Origin of the sequence: Leifsonia sp. SIMBA_070 (assembly GCF_046534635.1) — a bacterium.
Taxonomy (GTDB): domain Bacteria; phylum Actinomycetota; class Actinomycetes; order Actinomycetales; family Microbacteriaceae; genus Leifsonia.
The window spans coordinates 1,575,491-1,595,283 of sequence record NZ_JAWRYK010000001.1 but is presented as its reverse complement, the minus strand read 5'-3'; the positions used below and the strand labels follow the sequence as shown (position 1 = coordinate 1,595,283).

Below are 19,793 nucleotides of genomic sequence, written 5' to 3'. Positions count from 1 at the left end.
GTCGAGGGTGACTGTAAACGACCAGGACCCGTACTCGATGAACAACATCGATTCGGACCCGGAGGAGACCGCCGAGTGGCGGGAATCCCTCGACCAACTGGTTGCGGCCCATGGCCACGAGCGTGCTCGCGAGATCATGCTCAGCCTGCTCAAGCGCTCCAAAGAGCTTCACGTCGGTGTCCCGATGGTCCCGACGACGGACTACATCAACACCATCTCACCGGAGAACGAGCCCGACTTCCCGGGCGATGAGGAGATCGAGCGCCGCTACCGGGCGTGGATCCGCTGGAACGCGGCCGTCCTCGTCCACCGTGCGCAGCGTCCCGGCATCGCCGTCGGCGGCCACATCTCGACCTACGCATCGAGCGCGGCGCTCTACGAGGTCGGCTTCAACCACTTCTTCCGCGGCCAGGACCACCCGGGCGGCGGCGACCAGATCTTCATCCAGGGCCACGCCTCCCCCGGCACCTATGCCCGCGCCTTCCTCGAGGGCCGCCTCAGCGGCGACCAGCTCGACGGCTTCCGCCAGGAGAAATCGCACGCCGGCGGCGGCCTGTCCAGCTACCCGCACCCGCGGCTCATGCCCGAGTTCTGGCAGTTCCCGACCGTGTCGATGGGTCTCGGCCCGATCAACGCGATCTACCAGGCGCAGCTCAACAAGTACCTCACCAACCGCGGCATCAAGGACGCTTCCGACCAGCACGTCTGGGCGTTTCTCGGCGACGGCGAGATGGACGAGGTGGAGTCGCGCGGCCAGCTCCAGGTGGCGGCGAACGACAAGCTCGACAACCTGACCTTCGTCATCAACGCGAACCTGCAGCGCCTCGACGGCCCGGTGCGCGGCAACGGCAAGATCATCCAGGAGCTGGAGAGCTTCTTCCGCGGCGCCGGCTGGAACGTCATCAAGGTGATTTGGGGCCGGGAGTGGGACGAGCTGCTCGCCCGCGACAACGACGGCGCCCTCGTCAACCTCATGAACGAGACGCCGGACGGCGACTACCAGACGTACAAGACCGAGAACGGCGCGTACGTCCGCGAGAACTTCTTCGGCCGCGACCCGCGCACGCTGGAGCTCGTCAAGGACTACACCGACGACCAGGTCTGGAACCTGAAGCGCGGCGGCCACGACTACCGCAAGGTCTACGCGGCGTTCAAGGCGGCCGTCGAGCACAAGGGCCAGCCCACCGTCATCATCGCGAAGACCATCAAGGGCTACGGGCTCGGCCCGTCGTTCGAGGGCCGCAACGCGACCCACCAGATGAAGAAGATGACGCTGGACAACCTGAAGACGTTCCGGGACGCCATGCGCATCCCGATCTCGGACGCCCAGCTCGAAGAGAACCCGTACCTCCCGCCGTACTACAACCCGGGTCCGGAGGACGAGGCGATCCAGTACCTGCACGACCGCCGCCGCGCGCTCGGCGGCTACGTGCCGGAGCGCCGCGTCAAGTACACGCAGCTGAACCTCCCGGACGACTCGGCGTACGCGATCTCGAAGAAGGGGTCGGGCACGCAGGAGGTCGCCACCACCATGGCGTTCGTCCGCCTGCTGAAAGACCTCCTGCGGTCGAAGGAGTTCGGCCACCGGATCGTCCCGATCATCCCGGACGAGGCACGCACCTTCGGGATGGACGCCTTCTTCCCGAACGCGAAGATCTACAACCCGAACGGCCAGCACTACACGTCGGTCGACCGGGAGCTGCTGCTCGCCTACAAGGAGAGCCCGCAGGGGCAGATCCTGCACGTCGGCATCAACGAGGCCGGCGCACTGGCCGCGTTCACCAACGTCGGCACGTCGTACTCGACGCAGGGCGAGCCGCTCATCCCGGTCTACGTCTTCTACTCGATGTTCGGCTTCCAGCGCACCGGTGACGCACTGTGGGCGGCCGGGGACCAGATGGCCCGCGGCTTCCTGATCGGCGCCACCGCAGGGCGGACCACGCTGACCGGCGAGGGCCTGCAGCACGCCGACGGCCACTCGCCGCTGCTCGCGTCGACGAACCCCGCGGTCGTCCAGTACGACCCGGCGTACGGCTACGAGATCGGCCACATCGTGCGCGCCGGCCTGGAGCGGATGTACGGCGGCAACCACCCCGACCCGAACGTCATGTACTACCTCACGGTGTACAACGAGCCGATCGTGCAGCCGGCCGAGCCGGAGGGCGTGGATGTGGACGGCATCGTCCGCGGCATCCACCTGCTCCGCGCCGGTCAGGAGCAGGGCCCCAAGGCCCAGCTCCTCGCCTCCGGCGTGTCGGTTCCGTGGGCGCTCGAGGCCCAGCACCTGCTCGCGCAGGACTGGGGCGTGTCGGCCGATGTCTGGAGCGTCACCTCGTGGGGCGAGCTGCGCCGCGACGGCCTGAACGCGGAGGAGCACAACTTCCTCTACCCGCAGCAGGAGAAGCAGGTGCCGTACGTCACCCGCAAGCTCCAGGGGGCCGAGGGTCCGTTCGTCGCCGCCACCGACTACTCGCACGCGGTGCCGGACATGATCCGTCAGTTCGTCCCCGGCGAGTACGCCACCCTCGGAGCCGACGGCTTCGGCTTCTCGGACACCCGCCCGGCCGCGCGCCGGTTCTTCAAGATCGACGGGCCGTCGATGGTCGTCCGAACCCTGGAGCTGCTCGCGGCGCAGGGCAGGGTCGACCCGAACGCGCCGGCCTGGGCGATCGAGAAGTACCTGCTGCACGACGTCAACGCCGGAACCACCGGCACGGCGGGCGGCGAGGCGTAACGCCTCCCGTGGCCGGCAAGCCGGTGGAGAGGACGAAGCCCGAGACGCTCGCGTGGCTGCGCAAGATCTCGGGTGAGCTGGCGACGACCACGCTCAAGAGGCTGGAAGACACCCTCCCCTGGTACCGCGACATGCCACCGGGCCGGCGCAGCGCCGTCGGCCTGGTGGCCCAGGCGGGCATCTCGTCCTTCATCTCCTGGTACGACGACCCTCGGTCGACGCCGTGGATCGCCGCCGACGTGTTCGGCGCGGCCCCGCGCGAGCTGCTCCGCAGCGTGAGCCTGCAGCAGACGCTGCAGCTCATCAAGATCACCGTCGAGGTGGTCGAGGAGCGGGTGAAGAGCGCGGGCGGCGAGGACCTGCGGGAGGCGATCCTGCTCTACTCGCGCGAGATCGCCTTCGCCGCTGCCGACGTCTACGCCCGCGCGGCCGAGGCCCGCGGGCTCTGGGACGCGCGGCTGGAGGCTCTGGTCGTCGACAGCATCCTGACCGGCGAGTACGACGACGAACTCCCGAGCCGGATCGCGGCCCTCGGCTGGCACGGGCACGGCGAGGTGAGCGTCCTCGTCGGCACGGCCCCGAAGATGCTCGACGTCGACCAGCTCCGCCGCACCGCCCGCCACATGTCGGCGGACGTGCTGATCGGCGTGCAGGGCAGCCGGCTCGTGCTGGTCATCGGCCGCGCCTGGCCGAGCAACAGCACGCCGGAGGACGCCATCGGCCCCGCGCCGGTCGTCTCGTTCCTCGAGATCGCCCAGCAGCTGGAGCCCGGGTTCGGTCCAGGCCACCTGGTCCTCGGTCACGAGGTCCCGAGCCTGGTGGACGCCTCCAAGAGCGCGAAGGCGGCCCTCGCCGGATTCGCCGTTGCGAAGGCGTGGCGCAACTGCCCGCGTCCGGTGCATGCCGACGACCTGCTGCCCGAGCGGGCGCTGGCCGGCGACGGGCTCGCCCGAGCGACGCTGATCAGCCGGATCTACCGCCCGCTTCAGGGCTACTCGACCGAGCTGCTGACGACGCTCTGGTGCTACCTCGACAACGGCCGATCGCTGGAGGCGACGGCGCGCGAGCTGTTCGTCCACCCGAACACCGTGCGGTACCGCCTGAAGCGCGTGTCGGAGGTCATCGGCTGGGATGCGACGGGAGCGCGCGAGGCACTCATCCTCCAGGCGGCGCTCATCGTCGGCTCCATCAACGAGCCGGATTCGTCGCGCCGCAGCAGCTGAGTTGTAGACAACCACAAGCAATACCCGAATACTTCGTATCGAATCGACACATCCGCGTCGCGGAAGATTGGCAGACTGGAAACCGTGATCGTCATCGTGTGCCCGGGGCAGGGATCCCAGACCCCCGGCTTCTTGGAGCCCTGGCTCGCCGAGTCCTCGTTCCGCGATCAGCTGACCGGCATCTCCGACGCGGTCGGCATCGACCTCGTCGCCCACGGCACCGTCAGCGACGCGGACACCATCCGCGACACCGCGGTGGCCCAGCCGCTCATCGTGTCCGCCGGACTGCTGACGCTGTCCGCCCTGCTGGCCGACGGGCGGCGCGAGCGCGTCGGTGGCATCGCCGGCCACTCGGTCGGCGAGCTCACCGCGGCCGCGGGCGCGGGCGTTCTCAGCGAGACGGACGCCGTCGCGTTCGTGCGCGAGCGCGGCGCCGCCATGGCGCGAGCCGCCGCCGAGGTCAGCACCGGCATGAGCGCCGTCATCGGCGCCGACGAGACCGAACTGCTCGCCCGCCTCGACGAGCTGGGCCTCTCCCCCGCGAACTACAACGGCGGCGGCCAGATCGTCGTCGCCGGCGCCGTGGATGCGCTGGCCCAGCTGGCGGAGAACCCCCCAGCGCGCGCTCGCGTCATCCCGCTGCAGGTCGCCGGCGCCTTCCACACCCGCTACATGGCTCCGGCCGTCCCTGCGTTGGAGGCGTTCGCCGCCACCCTGACCACGAACGACCCGACGCTGCGGCTCTGGACGAACAAGGACGGCTCCGAGGTCACCGACGGTGCCGAGTTCCTGCGGCTGCTCGTCGGCCAGGTCTCCTCGCCGGTGCGCTGGGACCTCGACATGAAGGCCTTCGAGGAGGCCGGCGTCACCGGCCTGATCGAGGTCGCCCCCGCCGGCGCCCTCGTCGGCCTCGCCAAGCGCGGCCTGAAGGGCGTGCCGACCGTCGCGATCAAGACCCCCGACGACCTGCCGGCCGCCTTCGACCTCATCGACCAGGCCGCGTAAGGCCGCAAGGAGCTCCCCCGATGACCCACCCCACCCTGCAGCAGTCGCACGGCCCGCAGTACACCCGCATCCTTTCGATCGGCGCGGCACGCGGAGACCTGGTCGTGCCGAACGACGACCTGGTCGGCCCGATCAACTCGTCCGACGAGTGGATCCGCCAGCGGACCGGCATCGTCACCCGCACGCGGGCCAGCCGCGACGTGCTCGCCGTCGACCTCGCCACCGAGGCGTCGAAGGAGGCCATCGAGAAGTCTGGCGTCGACCCGAAGCTGATCGACGCGGTCATCGTCGCGACCGTCTCGAACGTGCAGCAGACGCCCTCCATCGCCGCAGTTCTGGCCGACCGCGTCGGCGCCAACCCGGCCGCCGCCTACGACATGAACGCCGCCTGCGCCGGGTACGCCTACGGCATCGCCCAGGCGGATGCACTGATCCGCACCGGCGCAGCGCATTACGCGCTGGTGGTCGGCGCCGAGAAGCTGTCCGACGTCGTCGACCCGACCGACCGCACCATCTCGTTCCTCCTGGGCGACGGTGCGGGCGCCGTGGTCATCGGCCCGAGCGACTACCCCGGCATCGCCAAGACGGTGTGGGGCTCCGACGGCTCGAAGGCCGACGCGGTCGGGATGGGCAACACGCTCATCGAGTACCGCGACGGCGACGCGCCCTGGCCGACGCTGCGCCAGGAGGGCCAGACGGTCTTCCGCTGGGCGGTCTGGGAGATGGCGAAGGTCGCCAAGCAGGCGCTCGACGAGGCCGGGGTCTCCCCCGACCAGCTCGCCGCGTTCATCCCCCACCAGGCGAACATGCGGATCGTCGACGAGTTCGCCAAGCAGCTCAAGCTGCCGGAGACCGTCGCGATCGCCCGCGACATCGAGACGACGGGCAACACGTCCGCCGCCTCCATCCCCCTCGCGACCCACCGGCTGCTCCAGGAACGCCCGGAGTTGAGCGGCGGTCTGGCGCTCCAGATCGGCTTCGGAGCCGGTCTGGTCTTCGGCGCGCAGGTCGTCGTGCTGCCCTAGACTGTTTCCCGGTCACAACGACACCCCCTCAAGGAGAGATAAACCATGGCATTGTCCACCGAAGAAGTTCTTGCCGGCCTGGCCGAGCTCATCAACGACGAGACCGGCATCGCGACCGACACGGTTGAGCTGGACAAGTCGTTCACCGACGACCTCGACATCGACTCGATCTCGATGATGACCATCGTGGTCAACGCCGAGGACAAGTTCGACGTCAAGATCCCGGACGAGGAGGTCAAGAACCTCAAGACCGTCGGTGACGCGGTCGAGTTCATCGTCAAGGCGCAGAACGCCTGAGCCTGCAGAAGCTGCTTCCGCGCGGGCGGCGGTCGCCTCAGCCGCCGCCCGCGCGTGCGTCGCGCTCCCTCTGAGCGCGTCGTCGTCCTGATTCACGGAGAGTTGCCGTTATGACCAAGAAGATCGTAATCACCGGCGTGGGCGCGACCTCGCCCCTCGGTGGCACCGCCCCCGAGAGCTGGTCCGAACTGCTCGCGGGCGTGTCCGGAACCCACACGCTCGAGCACGACTGGGTGGCCACGTACGAACTCCCCGTCACTTTCGCCGCCGAGGCGAAGGTGCGGCCGGAGGAGGTGCTGGAGCGCCCCGTCGCCAAGCGCCTCGACCCGTCCAGCCAGTTCGCCCTCATCTCCGCGATGGAGGCCTGGGAGGACGCGGGTCGTCCGGAGGTCGCCCCCGAGCGTCTGGGTGTCGACTACGCCACCGGCATCGGCGGCGTGTGGACCCTCCTCGACGCGTGGGACACGCTGCGCGAACGCGGCCCGCGTCGTGTGCTGCCCATGACGGTGCCGATGCTCATGCCGAACGCGGCCTCCGCTGCGGTCTCCATGCACTTCGAGGCCCGCGCCTTCGCCCGCACGGTCGCCTCCGCCTGCGCGTCCAGCACCGAGTCGCTGGTCAACGCCTACGAGCACCTCCAGGCCGGTCTCGCCGACGTGGTGATCGCCGGAGGAACCGAGTCGGCCATCCACCCGATCACCGTGGCCTCCTTCTCGTCGATGCAGGCCCTCTCCCGGCGCAACGACGACCCGGCCCACGCCTCCCGCCCCTACAGCGTCGACCGCGACGGCTTCGTCATGGGCGAGGGAGCGGCCAGCCTCGTCGTCGAGACCGAGGAGCACGCGCTCGCCCGCGGCGCCCGCATCTACGCGGAGCTCGCCGGCGGCGGCGTCACCGCCGACTCATACCACATCACGGCCAACGACCCCGAGGGCCGCGGCGCCAGCCGCGCGCTGCACCTCGCGCTGAAGGCCGCCGGCGCGTCGCCCGACGACGTCACCCACATCAACGCGCACGCCACCAGCACCCCGGTCGGCGACCCGTCCGAGTACGTCGCCCTCCGCGAGGTGTTCGGCGACCGCGTCCACGGCATCCCGGTGTCGGCCACCAAGGCCTCCACCGGTCACCTGCTCGGCGGCACCGGCGCACTGGAGGCCGTGTTCACGATCCTCGCGATCCGCGACCGCGTCGCCCCGCCGACGATCAACATCACCGAGCGCGACCCTGCCATCCCGCTGCAGGTGACGGGTGAGCCGCAGCCGCTCGGCGACGGAGCGCAGCTCGCCATCAGCAACTCGTTCGGCTTCGGCGGTCACAACGCCGTCGCCGCGTTCCGCAGCTACTGAGCCACAGCCCTCGCCGCGTAGAGAAGGCCCCGGTCCGCTGGACCGGGGCCTTCTCTGTGTCACCGCCTGCGGGCGGCCGTGGCCGGGCCCGTCGCGGGAGTCGTGTGCGACTGCGGTGCTGTGTCACGTCTGCGGACGCGCGCCGAGCCGCAGTCGTGACGTGGCGCCGCACTCACGGTAGCGGAGTCAGCCCACGTTGTGCAGCCAGATGACGGAGGTGTCGTCGTGGGCGTGCCGGAACGGCTCCAGCTCGTCGTCCCACGCCTGGCCGAGGGCGAGGCGGAGCTCGCGGTGCAGTTCGAGCGCGTTCGATCCGGCGATCTCCATGGCGTAGCGGATGCGGTCCTCCGGGACGACCATGTTGCCGGCCGTGTCCACCTGGGCGAAGAAGATGCCGAGGTCGGGAGTGTGCATCCAGCGGCCGCCGTCGGTGCCGTGACCGGCGTCCTCCGTCACCTCGTACCGGAGATGCTCCCACCCGCGCAGGGCGGACGCGAGGCGCGCGCCGGTGCCGGCGGGGCCGTCCCAGAAGAACTCCGTGCGCTGGGAGCCCTTCAGCACAGGCTGGGTCTCCCACGTGAAGTTGACTGCGCGACCCAGAGCGCGACCGGCCGCCCACTCGATGTGGGGGCTGAGCGCGCTGGGCGAGGAGTGCACGTAGAGCACCCCTCTGGCTGCGTGTGCCGACATGATTCTCCTCCGTTCGTTGGTGCGTCTTCCCCTACGACCAAAAACGGGATGGAGTGCTGCGGCGTATGAAGTTGGATGCGCTCACGCGCGTTGCCACGATTATGCCTGAGAACCGCGGGTAGTTACAAGATTGTGATTCGGCGATTCGGTCGCCCCGCGAACACGGGAGCGGAATAGCATACCGAGTATGTCGGTGCAGAACGGTTTTCTGGCGCTTCTGACGCAGGGGCCCGCCTATGGGTCCCAGCTGCAGAGCGAGTTCCTCTGCCGCGCGGCGCATCGCCGCCAGCTCAACCCGGGCCAGGTGTACTCCACCCTCGACCGGATGACCGACCAGGGCCTCGTCGCCTCGGCCGGCGCGACGGACGACGGCCTGCCGTTGTACGAACTGACCGCGGCAGGGCGGGAGGCTGCAGCGGCGTGGCTCGGCGACGGCCCGGCGGACGGGCGTCCCGACTGGGACGAAATGCAGGACCAGGTGCTCATCGCCGCGTCGCTCGACGGCGTCGACGCCCTCGCGATCGTGGACGGCTATCGCGCCGCCTATGCGGAGCGCATCCGGTACCTGACGCACGAGGCCGACTCGCGGGCACTGCTTGCAGCGAACCGCGCGGCCGAATTGGGAGCGAAAGCGGCCATCGAGTGGCTGGACGAGGTGGCGGCGATGCTGGGCGCGCATCCGGGCGCGCTGGTGCAGCCGCGCTCCCCCGAGCGTCCGCGTCGCGGTCGGCGGCCGTCCGCGGAGACCGCAGCTGCATCAGAGACGGCGACCACTGAGGCGGCGGCCACTGAGCCGGCGGCCGCCGAGCCGGCTTCCGCCGAGTAGCCCTGCGGCGGGCGCGCCAGTCAGTGCAGGAGCTCGCCCTGCTTGTTCAGGACGTTCTTCTCCCCCGCCTCGATCGGCACCGAGAAGCGGTTCTGCGCCGGCGGCAGCGGGCAGTTGAAGTTGTAGCTGAAGGCGCACGGCGGCAGCACGGCCAGGTTGAAGTCGAGCGTCACCGTGCCGTCGTCGTTGGGCACGACGAAGAGGAACCGCCCCACGGAGTAGGTGCTGTCGCCATTCGTGGTGTCGGCGAAGACGAGCTGCAGCGCGCGACCCGCCTTGAAGGCGGCGAGGTTGTAGTCCACGCCGTCCTTGCTGAAGGTGATCTCGCCGGGGATGACCATATCGCGAGTCGCGCCGTCGTCCTTGAGGTGCTCGAAGCCGACCGTCTTGCCGCCCTCGATAGGCGAGAAGGAGGCCGTGATGATCCACTCCGGGTTGAACGGGAAGGCGTCGATGGAGCCGAACTCCTGGATCGCCTCGGAGTTCGCGTCCCAGACACGGAGGGCGTAGTCGCCGTCCTCGCTGGCGATGACGAAGCCGCTGACGGTCTCGCTGAAACGGATCTTGCTCGGGTCGGGGTCGTCTTTGCCACGGACGATCGCCGAGCCGTCGACGAGCACGTCGTCGACGAAGATGTCGTCGGTGGCCGCAGCGGTCACCTTCAGGCCGGACTCGCCCTTCGGCAGCGGCGACCACAGGCCCGGCACGCCCCAGATGGGCTGTTCGACCTCCGGGTCGCCCGTGATCCACTGGGTGTTGACCAGGGCCAGGTTGCCCTGCGGTGCGGTCACCGCCTGTTCACGCCGCGCGCGATAGCGGGCCAGGACGGCGTCCGGGCCGGCGGGAGCGTTGTTGTTGGCAGCGGTGGCGGTGTCGGTCATGGTGTCCATCCTCGGTCAGGTCTCCGGTGACAACCATCATCGACACTCGGGCATTCCGGCGCAGGGCTCATTTCGCCTCCCCGTAACTGTCGACGATCGCGGCCGTCACCGGGAACTCCACCGGGAACGCGCCGAACAGCAGCCGCCCAGCCTGCGCCGCGGACGCGTGGACAGCCGCCGCCACCTCGTCGGCGCGGTCGGCCGGTGTGTGCACGATGACCTCGTCGTGCAGGAAGTACACGAGGTGCGGCGACTCCGTCAGTGCGGTTCCCGGGGCCAGTGCGGTCAGCCGGTTGCGGAGCTCCGCCATCCAGCACAGCGCCCACTCCGCAGCGCTCGCCTGCACGACGAAGTTGCGGGTGAAGCGGCCCCAGTCGCGCGCCTGACTGCGCGCCCTCCGCTCGTCCGCAGCAGTGGAGTCGGAGGCCGACGCGGCGGACTGAGCGGCGTCCCATGCGGGTCCAGGGAGCGGTGAACTCCGCCCCAGCCGGGAGGTCACCTTCTCGCCGCGTTCGCCCGCGCGGGCCGCATCCTCCACCAGCCGGATCGCGCGGGGGAACGCCCGGGTGAGCCGGGGCATCAGCCGGCCGCTCTCCCCCGTCGTCGCACCGTACATGGCGCCGAGCATGGCGACCTTGGCGTGCGCGCGCTCGTCGACGGCGCCGGAGGCGACGATCCCCTCGTACAGGTCCTTTCCGCGCCCGGCGGCGGCCATCGCCTGGTCGCCGGAGAGCCCGGTGAGGACGCGCGGCTCGAGCTGGGCGGCATCCGCCACCACCAGCTTCCACCCCGGATCCGCCACGACCGCACCGCGCACCTGCCTCGGGAGCTGCAACGCTCCCCCACCGCGCGTCGCCCAGCGGCCGGTGACCACGCCGCCGGGGACGTAGTCGGGACGGAAGCGTCCGTCGTGCACCCAGGCGTCGAGCCACGTCCAGCCGTTGGCGGTGAGGAGGCGGGACAGCTTCTTGTAGCGGAGCAGCGGCTCGATGACGGGATGCTCCAGCTTCCGGAGCTCCCACGAGCGGGTGGAGGTCGCCATCACCCCGGCGCGCTGCAGTGCCTTGAGCACGTCGGGCGGGCTGTCCGGGTTGAGGTCGGGGCTGTCGAGCCGGGCGCGGACGTCGCGCGCCAGCTCCTCCAGCACCGGCGGACGCCCGAACGTCGGCCGTGGGCCAAGGAGCTCGGTCAGCAGGTCGTCGTGCCGGTCGGCGCTGTACGGGAGGCCAGCGTGCTGCAGCTCGACGCCGATCAGCGCACCGGCGGACTCGGCGGCGAGCAGGAGGCGGAGCCGTCGTGGGTCCGTGCTCGCCGCGACCGCGGCCTCCTGTGCGAACAGTTCGGAGCGGGAGTCTCGGCGGTCGTCGAGCGCCGGCGGCTCGGGCTGGTCCAGTTCGAACAGCGCGGTGTGCGCGGTGTGGCCGGCGGCGGGCTCCTCGAGCAGGTCGAGGGCGGTGTCCCACGGCCCGGGCGCGGCCGTGGCGAGCGCGGTGCCGGCGGTCAGCGTCGAGTTGCGGAGGATGGCGTGGCACAGCCGCAGGTCGACGCAGCGCTCGACGCGCACACCGGCCCGCAGCAGCGCCGGGTACCAGGCGCGGGTGTCGTCCCACACCCAGCGCGGGCGCTCGGCGGCGCCCTCCTCGGCGGCGCCCTCCTCGGCCGCCACCAGCGCGGGCAGCTCTGCGAGTGGGAGGACCGCAGTGCGCTCGCCCTGGTCCCCGCCGATTCCGCCGCGGTCGCCACCGCCCTCGCGGTCGGCCCCGATCCACGTCACGCGGGCACGGTCGCGCCCGTCGCGCTCGAGAAGGATCTGCACCCTCCCATTCTGGGGGCTCCCTCCGACACCGGAATCGCGGCGCGTCGCTTGCACCCGTGCGGCGAGGTGAGGATAATTCACCCAACGACGATGCCGACCCGAAAGGCATGATCGACGATGACCGTCTACCTGCACGACTCCCAGGGCGTATGGATCGCTTTCCGGACCGACCCGAGATCCCGCGACCTGTTCAATCCCGATGGCGACTGGATCGGCTGGTTCCCCTGGAGCGATGACGACGCCGTCACGCCCGAGGGGCACTACCTCGGCACGGTCCGCGGCGACCGTCTGTTCGCCCAGGCCTCCCACACCTACCGCGGTTCGCCCGGCTACCCCGGCGCGCCGGCCTATCCCGGAGCAGCCCCGTACCCCGGCGCCGCCTCCTACACGGGACTGCCGGACGGCTGCGACGACGTCGCGAGCCCCCTGCTCTGGCCGCGCGTCGCCTCCTGACCCCGCTCGCGGCGCCTCCCTCCGCCATCCACTGGTCCCGACACGCCGTTACGACCCAGCCACAACGGCATGTCGGGACCACCAGATCGCTGGCGTGCGGCCCATCGATGAGCGCGTCAGTCGCTGAGGGCGGCGAGCCGCGCCCGCAGCGACGGCCAGGAGGCGGCGAAGCCGGGGTGCAGCGGCAGGTCGTCGATCTCATGGACGGGCACCCAGCGCAACTCGATGCTCTCCACGTCCGCCATGTGCGCCTCGAAGGAGCGGACCGCCTGCGCGACGACGGTGGTGTACGACCAGAAGCCGAGGTCGAGCACGCTCTCGAACAGCACCTGGACGGCGTCCGGGGGCACCGCCGCCTCCTCCGCCGCTTCGCGCAGGGCGCCCTCCACCGCACTCTCCCCCGCGTGACGGGCGCCTCCCGGGAGTCCCCAGGTGCCGCCGAAGTGGCTCCAGTCGGCGCGGTGCTGCAGCAGCACCCCGCGGCGCAGGTCGTGCACGAGGAGCCCCGCGGCCCCGAATCGGCCCCAGAACCGCTGGCCGTCCGGCCCTTCCACCCATGCGTCACCCGAGTCCACGTCTCCACGTTAGTCGCGCGCGCAGCCGTCTCCCGCCGAGCCGTCACACGCCGACGCGGGCGTGGGAGGCTGTCCTCATGACCGTCCGCAGCGCCGCCCTGCTCCTGTTCCGCCGCCGGGAGGACGTGGAGGTGTGGATCGCGCACATGGGCGGCCCGTTCTGGGCGCGCAAGGACGAGGGGGCGTGGTCGTTCCCGAAGGGCATCGTCGAGGAGGGCGACCTCGGCGACGAGCTCGTCGCGGCACGACGCGAGTTCGCGGAGGAGATCGGCACGCCCGCTCCCGACGCCGACTACGTGCCGTTGGGCGAGTTCCGCGGATCGGGGAAGACGATCATCGTGTTCGCCGCCGAGAGCGAGTTCCAGCCGGAGGCCGTGACGAGCAACACGTTCGAGCTGGAGTGGCCGCCGCGGTCGGGCCGCATGCAGAGCTTCCCGGAGGTCGACGACGCGCGCTGGTTCCCGATCGAGGAGGCCCGGGCGAAACTGACGAAAGCGCAGCGGCCCATTCTGGACGCGCTGCTCGCGCGGCTGGAGCAGGACGCGGAAATCCACTAGCGCGCAGAGCCGCCCTTCGCCCGTATGGTTGGCCCCAACAGGGGCGTGACCGCAAGGAGGAACCGTGGCCAAGAGCAAGGCCGAGAAGGCCGCCGAGAAGGCGCTGGACAGCGCGCGCACCGCCGTCGGCGAGGCCGAGGCCGCGGTGAAGAAGCTGGACAAGAAGACGAAGCGGGAGGCCGAGGAGCTGGCCCAGCGCCTGGCCCTGGCGGCGAAGAACGCCAAGAAGGCGGTGCGCCGCTCGCAGAAGACCGCGGCGAGCTCCGCCGCAGCGAGCTCCACCGCGACCCGTTCCGCCTCCGCTGCAGGCTCCGCCTCCGCAGCCCGTTCCGCCTCCGCTGGCGGGGCCTCTGCCGGGTCGGGTCTGGGCATCCCCACCTTCCGCGACCTGCGCGACCGTGCGAAATCCCGCGGCATCCAGGGGTATTCGCGCATGAACAAGGCGCAGCTGCTGCACGCACTGGGCGAAGGGTGACCCGCCGTTCCGTTCACCGGCGCTTAACCCGCCGCCCGTAGCGTGCCGCCGTGCCCGACACCCCCGACAGCCTGCTCCGCGCCGACCAGGCGCCTCCCGCGCGGACGCTGATCGACATCCTGACCGAGACGGCGCGCCGCTACCCGGACGCCTCCGCCGTGGAGGACGCCGCCGGCGCACTGAGCTACCGCGAGCTCCTGGCCCGGGTCGGTGCCGGAGCGGCACGGCTGCGGGAGAGCGGGGTGCGCCGAGGCGACCGGGTGGGCGTGCGCATGACCTCGGGCACCCGGGAGCTGTACCTGGCCATCCTGAGCGTGCTCGCCGCCGGCGCCGCCTACGTTCCGGTCGACGTGGACGACCCGGAGGAGCGCGCCGATCTCGTGTTCGGGGAGGCGGCCGTCCGCGCCGTCATGACGGACGCCGGTCTCGTCCTGCAGGGCGACGCAGCGCCGCAGGCGGTGTTCGCCGGCGCGGCGCCGCATCCCAGCACCGCCGCCATCGCGGTTCTGGAGCCGCCGATCCCGGACGACGACGCCTGGATCATCTTCACCTCGGGCTCCACCGGCACACCGAAGGGCGTCGCGGTGCGCCACCGTTCGGCGGCCGCCTTCGTCGACGCTGAGTCCCGGCTCTTCCTGCAGGACGAACCGATCGGACCGCAGGATCGCGTGCTGGCGGGTCTCTCGGTCGCCTTCGACGCCTCCTGCGAGGAGATGTGGCTCGCCTGGGGGCACGGCGCCTGCCTCGTCCCCGCTCCGCGCTCGCTCGTCCGGACCGGCATGGATCTCGGCCCGTGGCTCTCGGCGCGCCGGATCACCGTCGTCTCCACGGTCCCGACGCTCGCCGCCCTGTGGCCCGTGGATGCACTCGACAACGTCCGCCTGCTGATCTTCGGTGGCGAGGCCTGTCCGCCGGAGCTGGTCAACCGGCTCGCGCTGCCCGGCCGCGAGGTGTGGAACACCTATGGGCCGACCGAGGCGACCGTGGTCGCGTGCGCGGCCCCGCTGGTCGCCGGCGAACCGGTGCGCATCGGGCTGCCCCTGGACGGTTGGGACCTCGCGGTGGTGGATGCGGAGGGCCGCCCGGTCGTTGACGGCGACATCGGCGAGCTGGTGATCGGAGGCGTCGGCCTCGCACGCTACCTCGACCCGGCGAAGGACGCCGAGAAGTACGCCCCGATGCCCACGCTCGGCTGGCACCGTGCCTACCGGAGCGGGGACCTGGTGCAGCTCGACCCGACCGGCCTGTTCTACCGGGGACGGGCGGACGATCAGGTCAAGCTCGGCGGCCGCCGGATCGAACTTGGCGAGGTGGAGGCGGCGCTCCAGGACCTCCCCGGCGTCTCGGGCGCGGCGGCCGCGGTACGCCGATCGTCCGGGGGCAACGACGTCCTGGTCGGCTATCTCGCGGTGCCGGACCGCGGCATGTTCGACCGCCGAGCCTCCCTCGATCAGCTGCGCGCGACCCTGCCGCCGCTCTGGTACCGCTCCTGGCCGTCGTCGACGACCTGCCCGTCCGCACCTCCGGCAAGGTGGACAAGGCTGCGCTGCCCTGGCCGCTGGAGGACGACGGTGACGGTGCACAGGGCGCGGCCGGCGACGATCCGGTCGCCCAGGCGCTGGCCGACGACTGGCGGAGCGTGCTCGGCCTGCCGGTGACCGGCCCGGACGACAACTTCTTCGACCTCGGCGGCGGCTCCCTCGCGGCCGCGCAGCTGGTCTCGCTGATCCGGCGGCGGCATCCCGACATCACGGTCGCCGACATCTACGCGACGCCACGGTTCGGGGCCATGGCGCAGACGCTGGCCGAGAGCTCGCCGTCGGCGTCGGCGGCTTCGACGCACGTCGTCCCCCCGACACCGCTGCGGATGCGGGCCGTGCAGACGGTGCTCGGCGTTCCGCTGTTCATCCTGGGCGGCATCCGCTGGCTGCTGTACCTGCTGACCGCCGCGCTGCTGCTGCGGCCGCTGGGAGGCTTCGACGTCCTGCCCGTCGTCGATCCGGTCTGGCTGGTCATCGGCCTCGTCGTGTTCGTGACGCCGTGGGGCCGGATGGCGATCTCGGTGATCGCGGCGCGTCTCCTGCTCGCCGGTGTGAAGGCCGGGGACCATCCGCGCGGCGGCGGCGTGCACCTCCGGCTCTGGCTGGCCGAGCAGGTGGCGCACCAGATCGGCGCGGCCAGCCTCGCCGGTGCGCCCTGGATCATCGCCTACGCCCGTGCTCTCGGGGCGACCATCGACCGCGGCGTCGACCTGCACGCGCTCCCGCCGGTGACCGGGATGCTGCGCATCGGCGCGGGCGCCTCCATCGAACCGGAGGTGGACCTGGCCGGCTACTGGATCGACGGCGACGTCGTCCGCATCGGCGAGATCCGGATCGGGGCAGGCAGCTCGGTCGGCGCGCGGAGTTCGCTCATGCCGGGGACGAAGATCGGACGCAACGCGACGGTCGCTCCCGGCTCTGCGGTGTTCGGGAGGGTGCCCGCGGGCCAGAACTGGTCCGGCTCCCCCGCGGTGCGCGTCGGCCGGGTGCACGACTGGTGGCCTGCAGAACGGCCGCCGCGGAACACCCGGTGGCTGATCGCCTACGCTCTGGCGTCGATCGTCGTGTCCCTCGTGCCGGTCGCGGCGCTGGCTGCGGGCGGCGCGGTCGTGGCCGCGTTCGTCCGCGGGGCGGCGTCGTGGGGCGCTGTCGTCGCCGGGGCGGCTGCGGGGCTCGTCCCCGGGACCCTGGTCGCCGGCGTCGTGCTCGCCGTGTGCGTCGTGCTGCTGGTCCGCCTCCTCGGCAGCGGGATGCGGGAGGGCGTGCACCCGGTGCGCAGCCGGGTGGGCTGGCAGGCGTGGTCGACCGAGCGGCTGCTCGATCTCGCCAGGACCGTGCTGTTCCCGCTGTACTCGAGCCTGTTCACCCCGGTCTGGCTGCGGATGCTGGGCGCACGGGTCGGCAAGGACGTCGAGGCGTCGACGGTGCTGCTCCTCCCCCGGATGACGCGCATCCGCGACGGAGCGTTCCTCGCCGACGACACGCTGGTCGCGTCGTACGAGCTGGGCGGCGGCTACGTGCGCATCGCCGCGGTCGACATCGGCGCGCGGGCGTTCCTCGGCAACTCCGGGATGGCCGGCGGCGGCAACCGCGTCCCGCGCGACGGCCTCGTCGCGGTGCTCTCCTTCGCCCCGCGCAAGGCGAAGGCCGGATCGTCCTGGCTGGGATCACCCCCTGTGCGGCTGCGGCGCCGGGCGCAGGAGGCGGACCTCTCCCGCACGTTCGAACCCTCCACCGGGCTGCGCGTCGCACGCACCGCCTGGGAGCTGCTGCGGATCGTCCCCGTCTTCGTCACCTGCGCCGTCGGCCTCGGTGTCGTCATCGCCCTCGGGGCCATCGACGCGACCTGGGGCACGGCGTGGGCCGTGGTGCTGGGCGGCCCGGTGCTGCTCGTCGCCGGCGCTGTCGCGGCGGCCGTCAGCACGGCCGCGAAGTGGCTCCTGCTGGGGCGCCTGCGGCCAGGCGAACACCCGCTGTGGTCGTCGTTCATCTGGCGCAGCGAGGTCTCCGACACGTTCACCGAGATGGTCGCCGCGCCGTGGTTCGCCTGGGCGGCGGCAGGAACCCCCGCCCTGGTCTGGTGGCTGCGCAGCCTCGGCGCGCGGATCGGCACCGGCGTGTGGATCGACAGCTACTGGCTCCCGGAGGCCGACCTGGTGACGCTGGGCGACGCATCCACCGTCAATCGGGGCTGCGTGGTGCAGACGCACCTGTTCCATGATCGAATCATGAGCATGGACCAGGTCACCATCGAACGCGGCGGAACGCTCGGCCCGCACAGCGTCATCCTCCCGGCCGCCGACATCGGGCAGGAGGCGACCGTCGGCCCCGCCTCCCTGGTGATGCGCGGCGAGACCGTGCCCGCGGGCAGCCGCTGGAGCGGCAACCCGATCGGTCCCTGGCGCGAGGTGGTCGTGCGCGAGTACCGGGCTAGGGTGGGCAAATGACGGATGCCGGGCCGCACGCCTACCTTCCCCGGTCGGGCACCGATGACTACGCGGTCCTCCGCTACGACCTGGACCTGTCGTACCGCGTGACCACGAACCGGTTGGATGCGACCGCGACGATCCGCGCCCGCGCCGCCGTCGACCTCCCCGTCGTCGTTCTCGACCTCGTCCACCTCAAGGCGAAACGCGTCCGGCTCGACGGGCAGAAGCGGGTCCGTTTCGGGCAGACGGCGACGCATCTGCGGATCTCGCCGACTACGCCGATTCCCGCCGGCACGGAGTTCAGCGTCGAGGTGGCCTATGACGGGTCGCCCGCGCCGCGGCGGACCCGGTGGGGAACCCTGGGGTGGGAGGAGCTCACCGACGGCTCCATCGTGGCCGCGCAGCCCTCGGGCGCGCCGACCTGGTTCCCGTGCAACGACCGCCCGTCGGACAAGGCCGCCTACGGCATCCGGGTCACCACAGAGCAGGCCTACACCGTGGCCGCGACCGGAGAGCCGGTCGGCCACAGCGTCGCGGCAGGCCGCGGGACGTGGGTGTTCGAGCGCTCCGAGCCGACCGCGACATACCTCGCCGCCGTGCAGATCGGCCGGTACACCGTGGAGCGGAGGCGGACGGCCGACGTCGACTGGTCCATCGCCTACCCGCCCGCTCTAGCACGGCGCGTGCTGCACGACTTCGAGCCCGTCGGGCGGATGCTGGAATCCTTCCAGGAGCTTTTCGGCCCCTACCCGTTCCCCTCGTACACCGTCGTCGTCACCGAGGATCCGCTGGAGATCCCACTGGAGTCGCAGGCGATGGCCACGTTCGGCTCGACGCACGCCGACGGGCATGGAGGGTCGGAGCGCTTGATCGCACACGAGCTCGCCCACCAGTGGTTCGGCAACAGCGTGGGGCTGGCCTCCTGGGGCGACATCTGGCTCAACGAGGGCTTCGCCTGCTACGCGGAGTGGCTGTGGTCGGAGGCGTCCGGCGGGCTGTCGGCCGCGGTGCACGCCCGGGCGCATCACGCGCGGCTGCGCCTCGCGCCGAAGGATCTGCTGCTCGGCGACCCTGGGCCGGATGCGATGTTCGACGACCGCGTCTACAAGCGCGGCGCCTGCCTGCTGCACGCCCTTCGGCGGCGGACCGGCGACCAACGGTTCTTCGAGCTGCTGCGGGAGTGGACCCGCCTCCACCGGTTCGGCACCGTCCGCAGCGCCGACTTCGAGGAGCTGGCGCAGCAGTATTCGGAGGAGCCGCTCGCCGGGTTCTTCGACGCCTGGCTGCGTCAGACCGCGCTGCCGTCGCTCTCCGGGTGACCGCTCGCGCGCTCGGCCACGGTGATGACGCGACCGTCGGTGCGGGTGGTGCGGAGCCGGTAGCGGGAGTCGTGGAGCCGGGCGCTCCGCAGGCCGACGCGGACCTCGCCCGGCGAGACCCGCAGCCCTCGGCCGTCGGCCTTCAGCACGGCTTCGACCGCCGTCCACCGCCGGAGGGCCGGACCGCGCCCCGGCGCGAGCTCGTCGATGGCGGCAAGACGCTCGACCGGCGCACCGTCGGCCTCCACGTCGATGCCCACCGGCACTCGGGAGGCGACGGCGAAGGCCGCCCCCTCCGAGTGGGCGAGCGACAGGTACAGCCGGACTGAGGCGCCTGTCACCTCGGGGCGGCCGTGCGACCTGCCGCACTCGGGACAGGCCGCCTCGATGCGGATGTCCGGCTCGCCGGCGGCCGCAGCAGCCGCCAGGAGAGCGGCGCGCCCGGCCAGGAACCGTGCGGCCGCCGGACCGTCGCCGAGCGCACTGAGACGCGCGCGGTCGCCTGCGGAGAGCCGGGAGGCGATCCCGGCCCCCGCAGACCCGTGGGCGATCACGACGAAGGCGGGCATCCCGACCTCCGTCCGTGTGCGCCGACGGACCG

Annotated in this window: 16 protein-coding genes and 1 pseudogene; 12 read left to right on the top strand and 5 right to left on the bottom strand. The window is 71.6% G+C overall.

The window, feature by feature from the left end:
* Positions 1-7 precede the first annotated feature (7 nt).
* The 6 genes from aceE (at position 8) to SB754_RS07410 (ending at position 7,630) form a co-directional block, all read left to right on the top strand.
* Positions 8-2,734, top strand: coding sequence for a pyruvate dehydrogenase (acetyl-transferring), homodimeric type (gene aceE, locus SB754_RS07435; protein ID WP_410781696.1), 2,727 nt, complete (start codon positions 8-10; stop codon positions 2,732-2,734).
* 23 nt (positions 2,735-2,757) lie between these two features.
* The gene (locus SB754_RS07430; RefSeq protein WP_410783281.1) at positions 2,758-3,957 is read left to right on the top strand and encodes a PucR family transcriptional regulator; all 1,200 of its coding nucleotides are present in this window, start codon (positions 2,758-2,760) and stop codon (positions 3,955-3,957) included.
* Positions 3,958-4,041: 84 nt separating this feature from the next.
* Positions 4,042-4,962, top strand: coding sequence for an ACP S-malonyltransferase (locus SB754_RS07425; protein WP_410781695.1), 921 nt, complete (start codon positions 4,042-4,044; stop codon positions 4,960-4,962).
* A gap of 20 nt (positions 4,963-4,982) precedes the next feature.
* Positions 4,983-5,987: a beta-ketoacyl-ACP synthase III gene (locus tag SB754_RS07420; protein WP_410781694.1), complete on the top strand. Its 1,005-nt coding sequence runs from the start codon at positions 4,983-4,985 to the stop codon at positions 5,985-5,987.
* A 45-nt stretch (positions 5,988-6,032) separates the two neighbouring features.
* Positions 6,033-6,284, top strand: coding sequence for an acyl carrier protein (locus SB754_RS07415; RefSeq protein WP_018190963.1), 252 nt, complete (start codon positions 6,033-6,035; stop codon positions 6,282-6,284).
* Between the two features lie 110 nt (positions 6,285-6,394).
* Positions 6,395-7,630 carry a beta-ketoacyl-[acyl-carrier-protein] synthase family protein gene (locus tag SB754_RS07410; RefSeq protein WP_410781693.1) on the top strand — a complete coding sequence of 412 codons (1,236 nt, stop codon included), beginning with the start codon at positions 6,395-6,397 and terminating at the stop codon, positions 7,628-7,630.
* Between the two features lie 186 nt (positions 7,631-7,816).
* Here SB754_RS07410 and SB754_RS07405 read toward each other — a convergent pair whose 3' ends face one another.
* The gene (locus SB754_RS07405) at positions 7,817-8,320 is read right to left on the bottom strand and encodes a DUF3145 domain-containing protein (RefSeq protein ID WP_410781692.1); all 504 of its coding nucleotides are present in this window, start codon (positions 8,318-8,320) and stop codon (positions 7,817-7,819) included.
* Positions 8,321-8,507: 187 nt separating this feature from the next.
* Between SB754_RS07405 and SB754_RS07400 the strand changes: the two genes are divergently transcribed.
* Positions 8,508-9,146 (top strand): PadR family transcriptional regulator, encoded by a 639-nt coding sequence (locus SB754_RS07400; protein ID WP_410781691.1) that lies wholly within the window; start codon positions 8,508-8,510, stop codon positions 9,144-9,146.
* 20 nt (positions 9,147-9,166) lie between these two features.
* Here the strand turns inward: SB754_RS07400 and SB754_RS07395 are convergent, their stop codons facing one another.
* Positions 9,167-10,027, bottom strand: coding sequence for a DUF1684 domain-containing protein (locus SB754_RS07395; protein ID WP_410781690.1), 861 nt, complete (start codon positions 10,025-10,027; stop codon positions 9,167-9,169).
* A gap of 67 nt (positions 10,028-10,094) precedes the next feature.
* Positions 10,095-11,753, bottom strand: coding sequence for a bifunctional 3'-5' exonuclease/DNA polymerase (locus SB754_RS07390; RefSeq protein WP_410783280.1), 1,659 nt, complete (start codon positions 11,751-11,753; stop codon positions 10,095-10,097).
* Positions 11,754-11,960: 207 nt separating this feature from the next.
* Between SB754_RS07390 and SB754_RS07385 the strand changes: the two genes are divergently transcribed.
* Positions 11,961-12,296, top strand: coding sequence for a hypothetical protein (locus SB754_RS07385; protein ID WP_410781689.1), 336 nt, complete (start codon positions 11,961-11,963; stop codon positions 12,294-12,296).
* 116 nt (positions 12,297-12,412) lie between these two features.
* Here SB754_RS07385 and SB754_RS07380 read toward each other — a convergent pair whose 3' ends face one another.
* Complete coding sequence (locus tag SB754_RS07380; protein ID WP_410781688.1) at positions 12,413-12,871, bottom strand: NUDIX domain-containing protein; 459 nt, start codon at positions 12,869-12,871, stop codon at positions 12,413-12,415.
* Between the two features lie 77 nt (positions 12,872-12,948).
* Here SB754_RS07380 and SB754_RS07375 point away from each other — a divergent pair, with 77 nt between their 5' ends.
* From SB754_RS07375 to SB754_RS07360, 4 genes and pseudogenes are all read left to right on the top strand, one after another.
* Positions 12,949-13,428 (top strand): NUDIX domain-containing protein, encoded by a 480-nt coding sequence (locus SB754_RS07375; protein ID WP_410781687.1) that lies wholly within the window; start codon positions 12,949-12,951, stop codon positions 13,426-13,428.
* Positions 13,429-13,492: 64 nt separating this feature from the next.
* Positions 13,493-13,903, top strand: coding sequence for a hypothetical protein (locus SB754_RS07370; protein ID WP_410781686.1), 411 nt, complete (start codon positions 13,493-13,495; stop codon positions 13,901-13,903).
* A gap of 50 nt (positions 13,904-13,953) precedes the next feature.
* A pseudogene (locus tag SB754_RS07365) lies at positions 13,954-17,891 on the top strand (Pls/PosA family non-ribosomal peptide synthetase).
* Complete coding sequence (locus SB754_RS07360; RefSeq protein WP_410781685.1) at positions 17,888-19,192, top strand: M1 family metallopeptidase; 1,305 nt, start codon at positions 17,888-17,890, stop codon at positions 19,190-19,192. Before SB754_RS07365 ends, SB754_RS07360 begins: the two are co-directional and overlap by 4 nt.
* Here SB754_RS07360 and SB754_RS07355 read toward each other — a convergent pair.
* A complete protein-coding gene (locus SB754_RS07355; protein WP_410781684.1) occupies positions 19,162-19,761 on the bottom strand; it encodes a 4'-phosphopantetheinyl transferase family protein in 600 nt (199 codons plus the stop codon). The two genes, SB754_RS07360 and SB754_RS07355, sit on opposite strands and share 31 nt — an antisense overlap.
* Between the last annotated feature and the right edge of the window lie 32 nt (positions 19,762-19,793).

Excerpts from the sequence above, each read along its gene's own strand:
- SB754_RS07385 (WP_410781689.1), top strand. The coding sequence starts at position 11,961 with ATGACCGTCTACCTGCACGACTCCCAGGGCGTATGGATCGCTTTCCGG.
- SB754_RS07415 (WP_018190963.1), top strand. The coding sequence starts at position 6,033 with ATGGCATTGTCCACCGAAGAAGTTCTTGCCGGCCTGGCCGAGCTCATC.
- SB754_RS07410 (WP_410781693.1), top strand. The coding sequence starts at position 6,395 with ATGACCAAGAAGATCGTAATCACCGGCGTGGGCGCGACCTCGCCCCTC.
- SB754_RS07375 (WP_410781687.1), top strand. The coding sequence starts at position 12,949 with ATGACCGTCCGCAGCGCCGCCCTGCTCCTGTTCCGCCGCCGGGAGGAC.
- SB754_RS07355 (WP_410781684.1), bottom strand. The coding sequence starts at position 19,761 with ATGCCCGCCTTCGTCGTGATCGCCCACGGGTCTGCGGGGGCCGGGATC.
- SB754_RS07405 (WP_410781692.1), bottom strand. The coding sequence starts at position 8,320 with ATGTCGGCACACGCAGCCAGAGGGGTGCTCTACGTGCACTCCTCGCCC.
- SB754_RS07420 (WP_410781694.1), top strand. The coding sequence starts at position 4,983 with ATGACCCACCCCACCCTGCAGCAGTCGCACGGCCCGCAGTACACCCGC.
- SB754_RS07395 (WP_410781690.1), bottom strand. The coding sequence starts at position 10,027 with ATGACCGACACCGCCACCGCTGCCAACAACAACGCTCCCGCCGGCCCG.
- SB754_RS07360 (WP_410781685.1), top strand. The coding sequence starts at position 17,888 with ATGACGGATGCCGGGCCGCACGCCTACCTTCCCCGGTCGGGCACCGAT.
- SB754_RS07400 (WP_410781691.1), top strand. The coding sequence starts at position 8,508 with ATGTCGGTGCAGAACGGTTTTCTGGCGCTTCTGACGCAGGGGCCCGCC.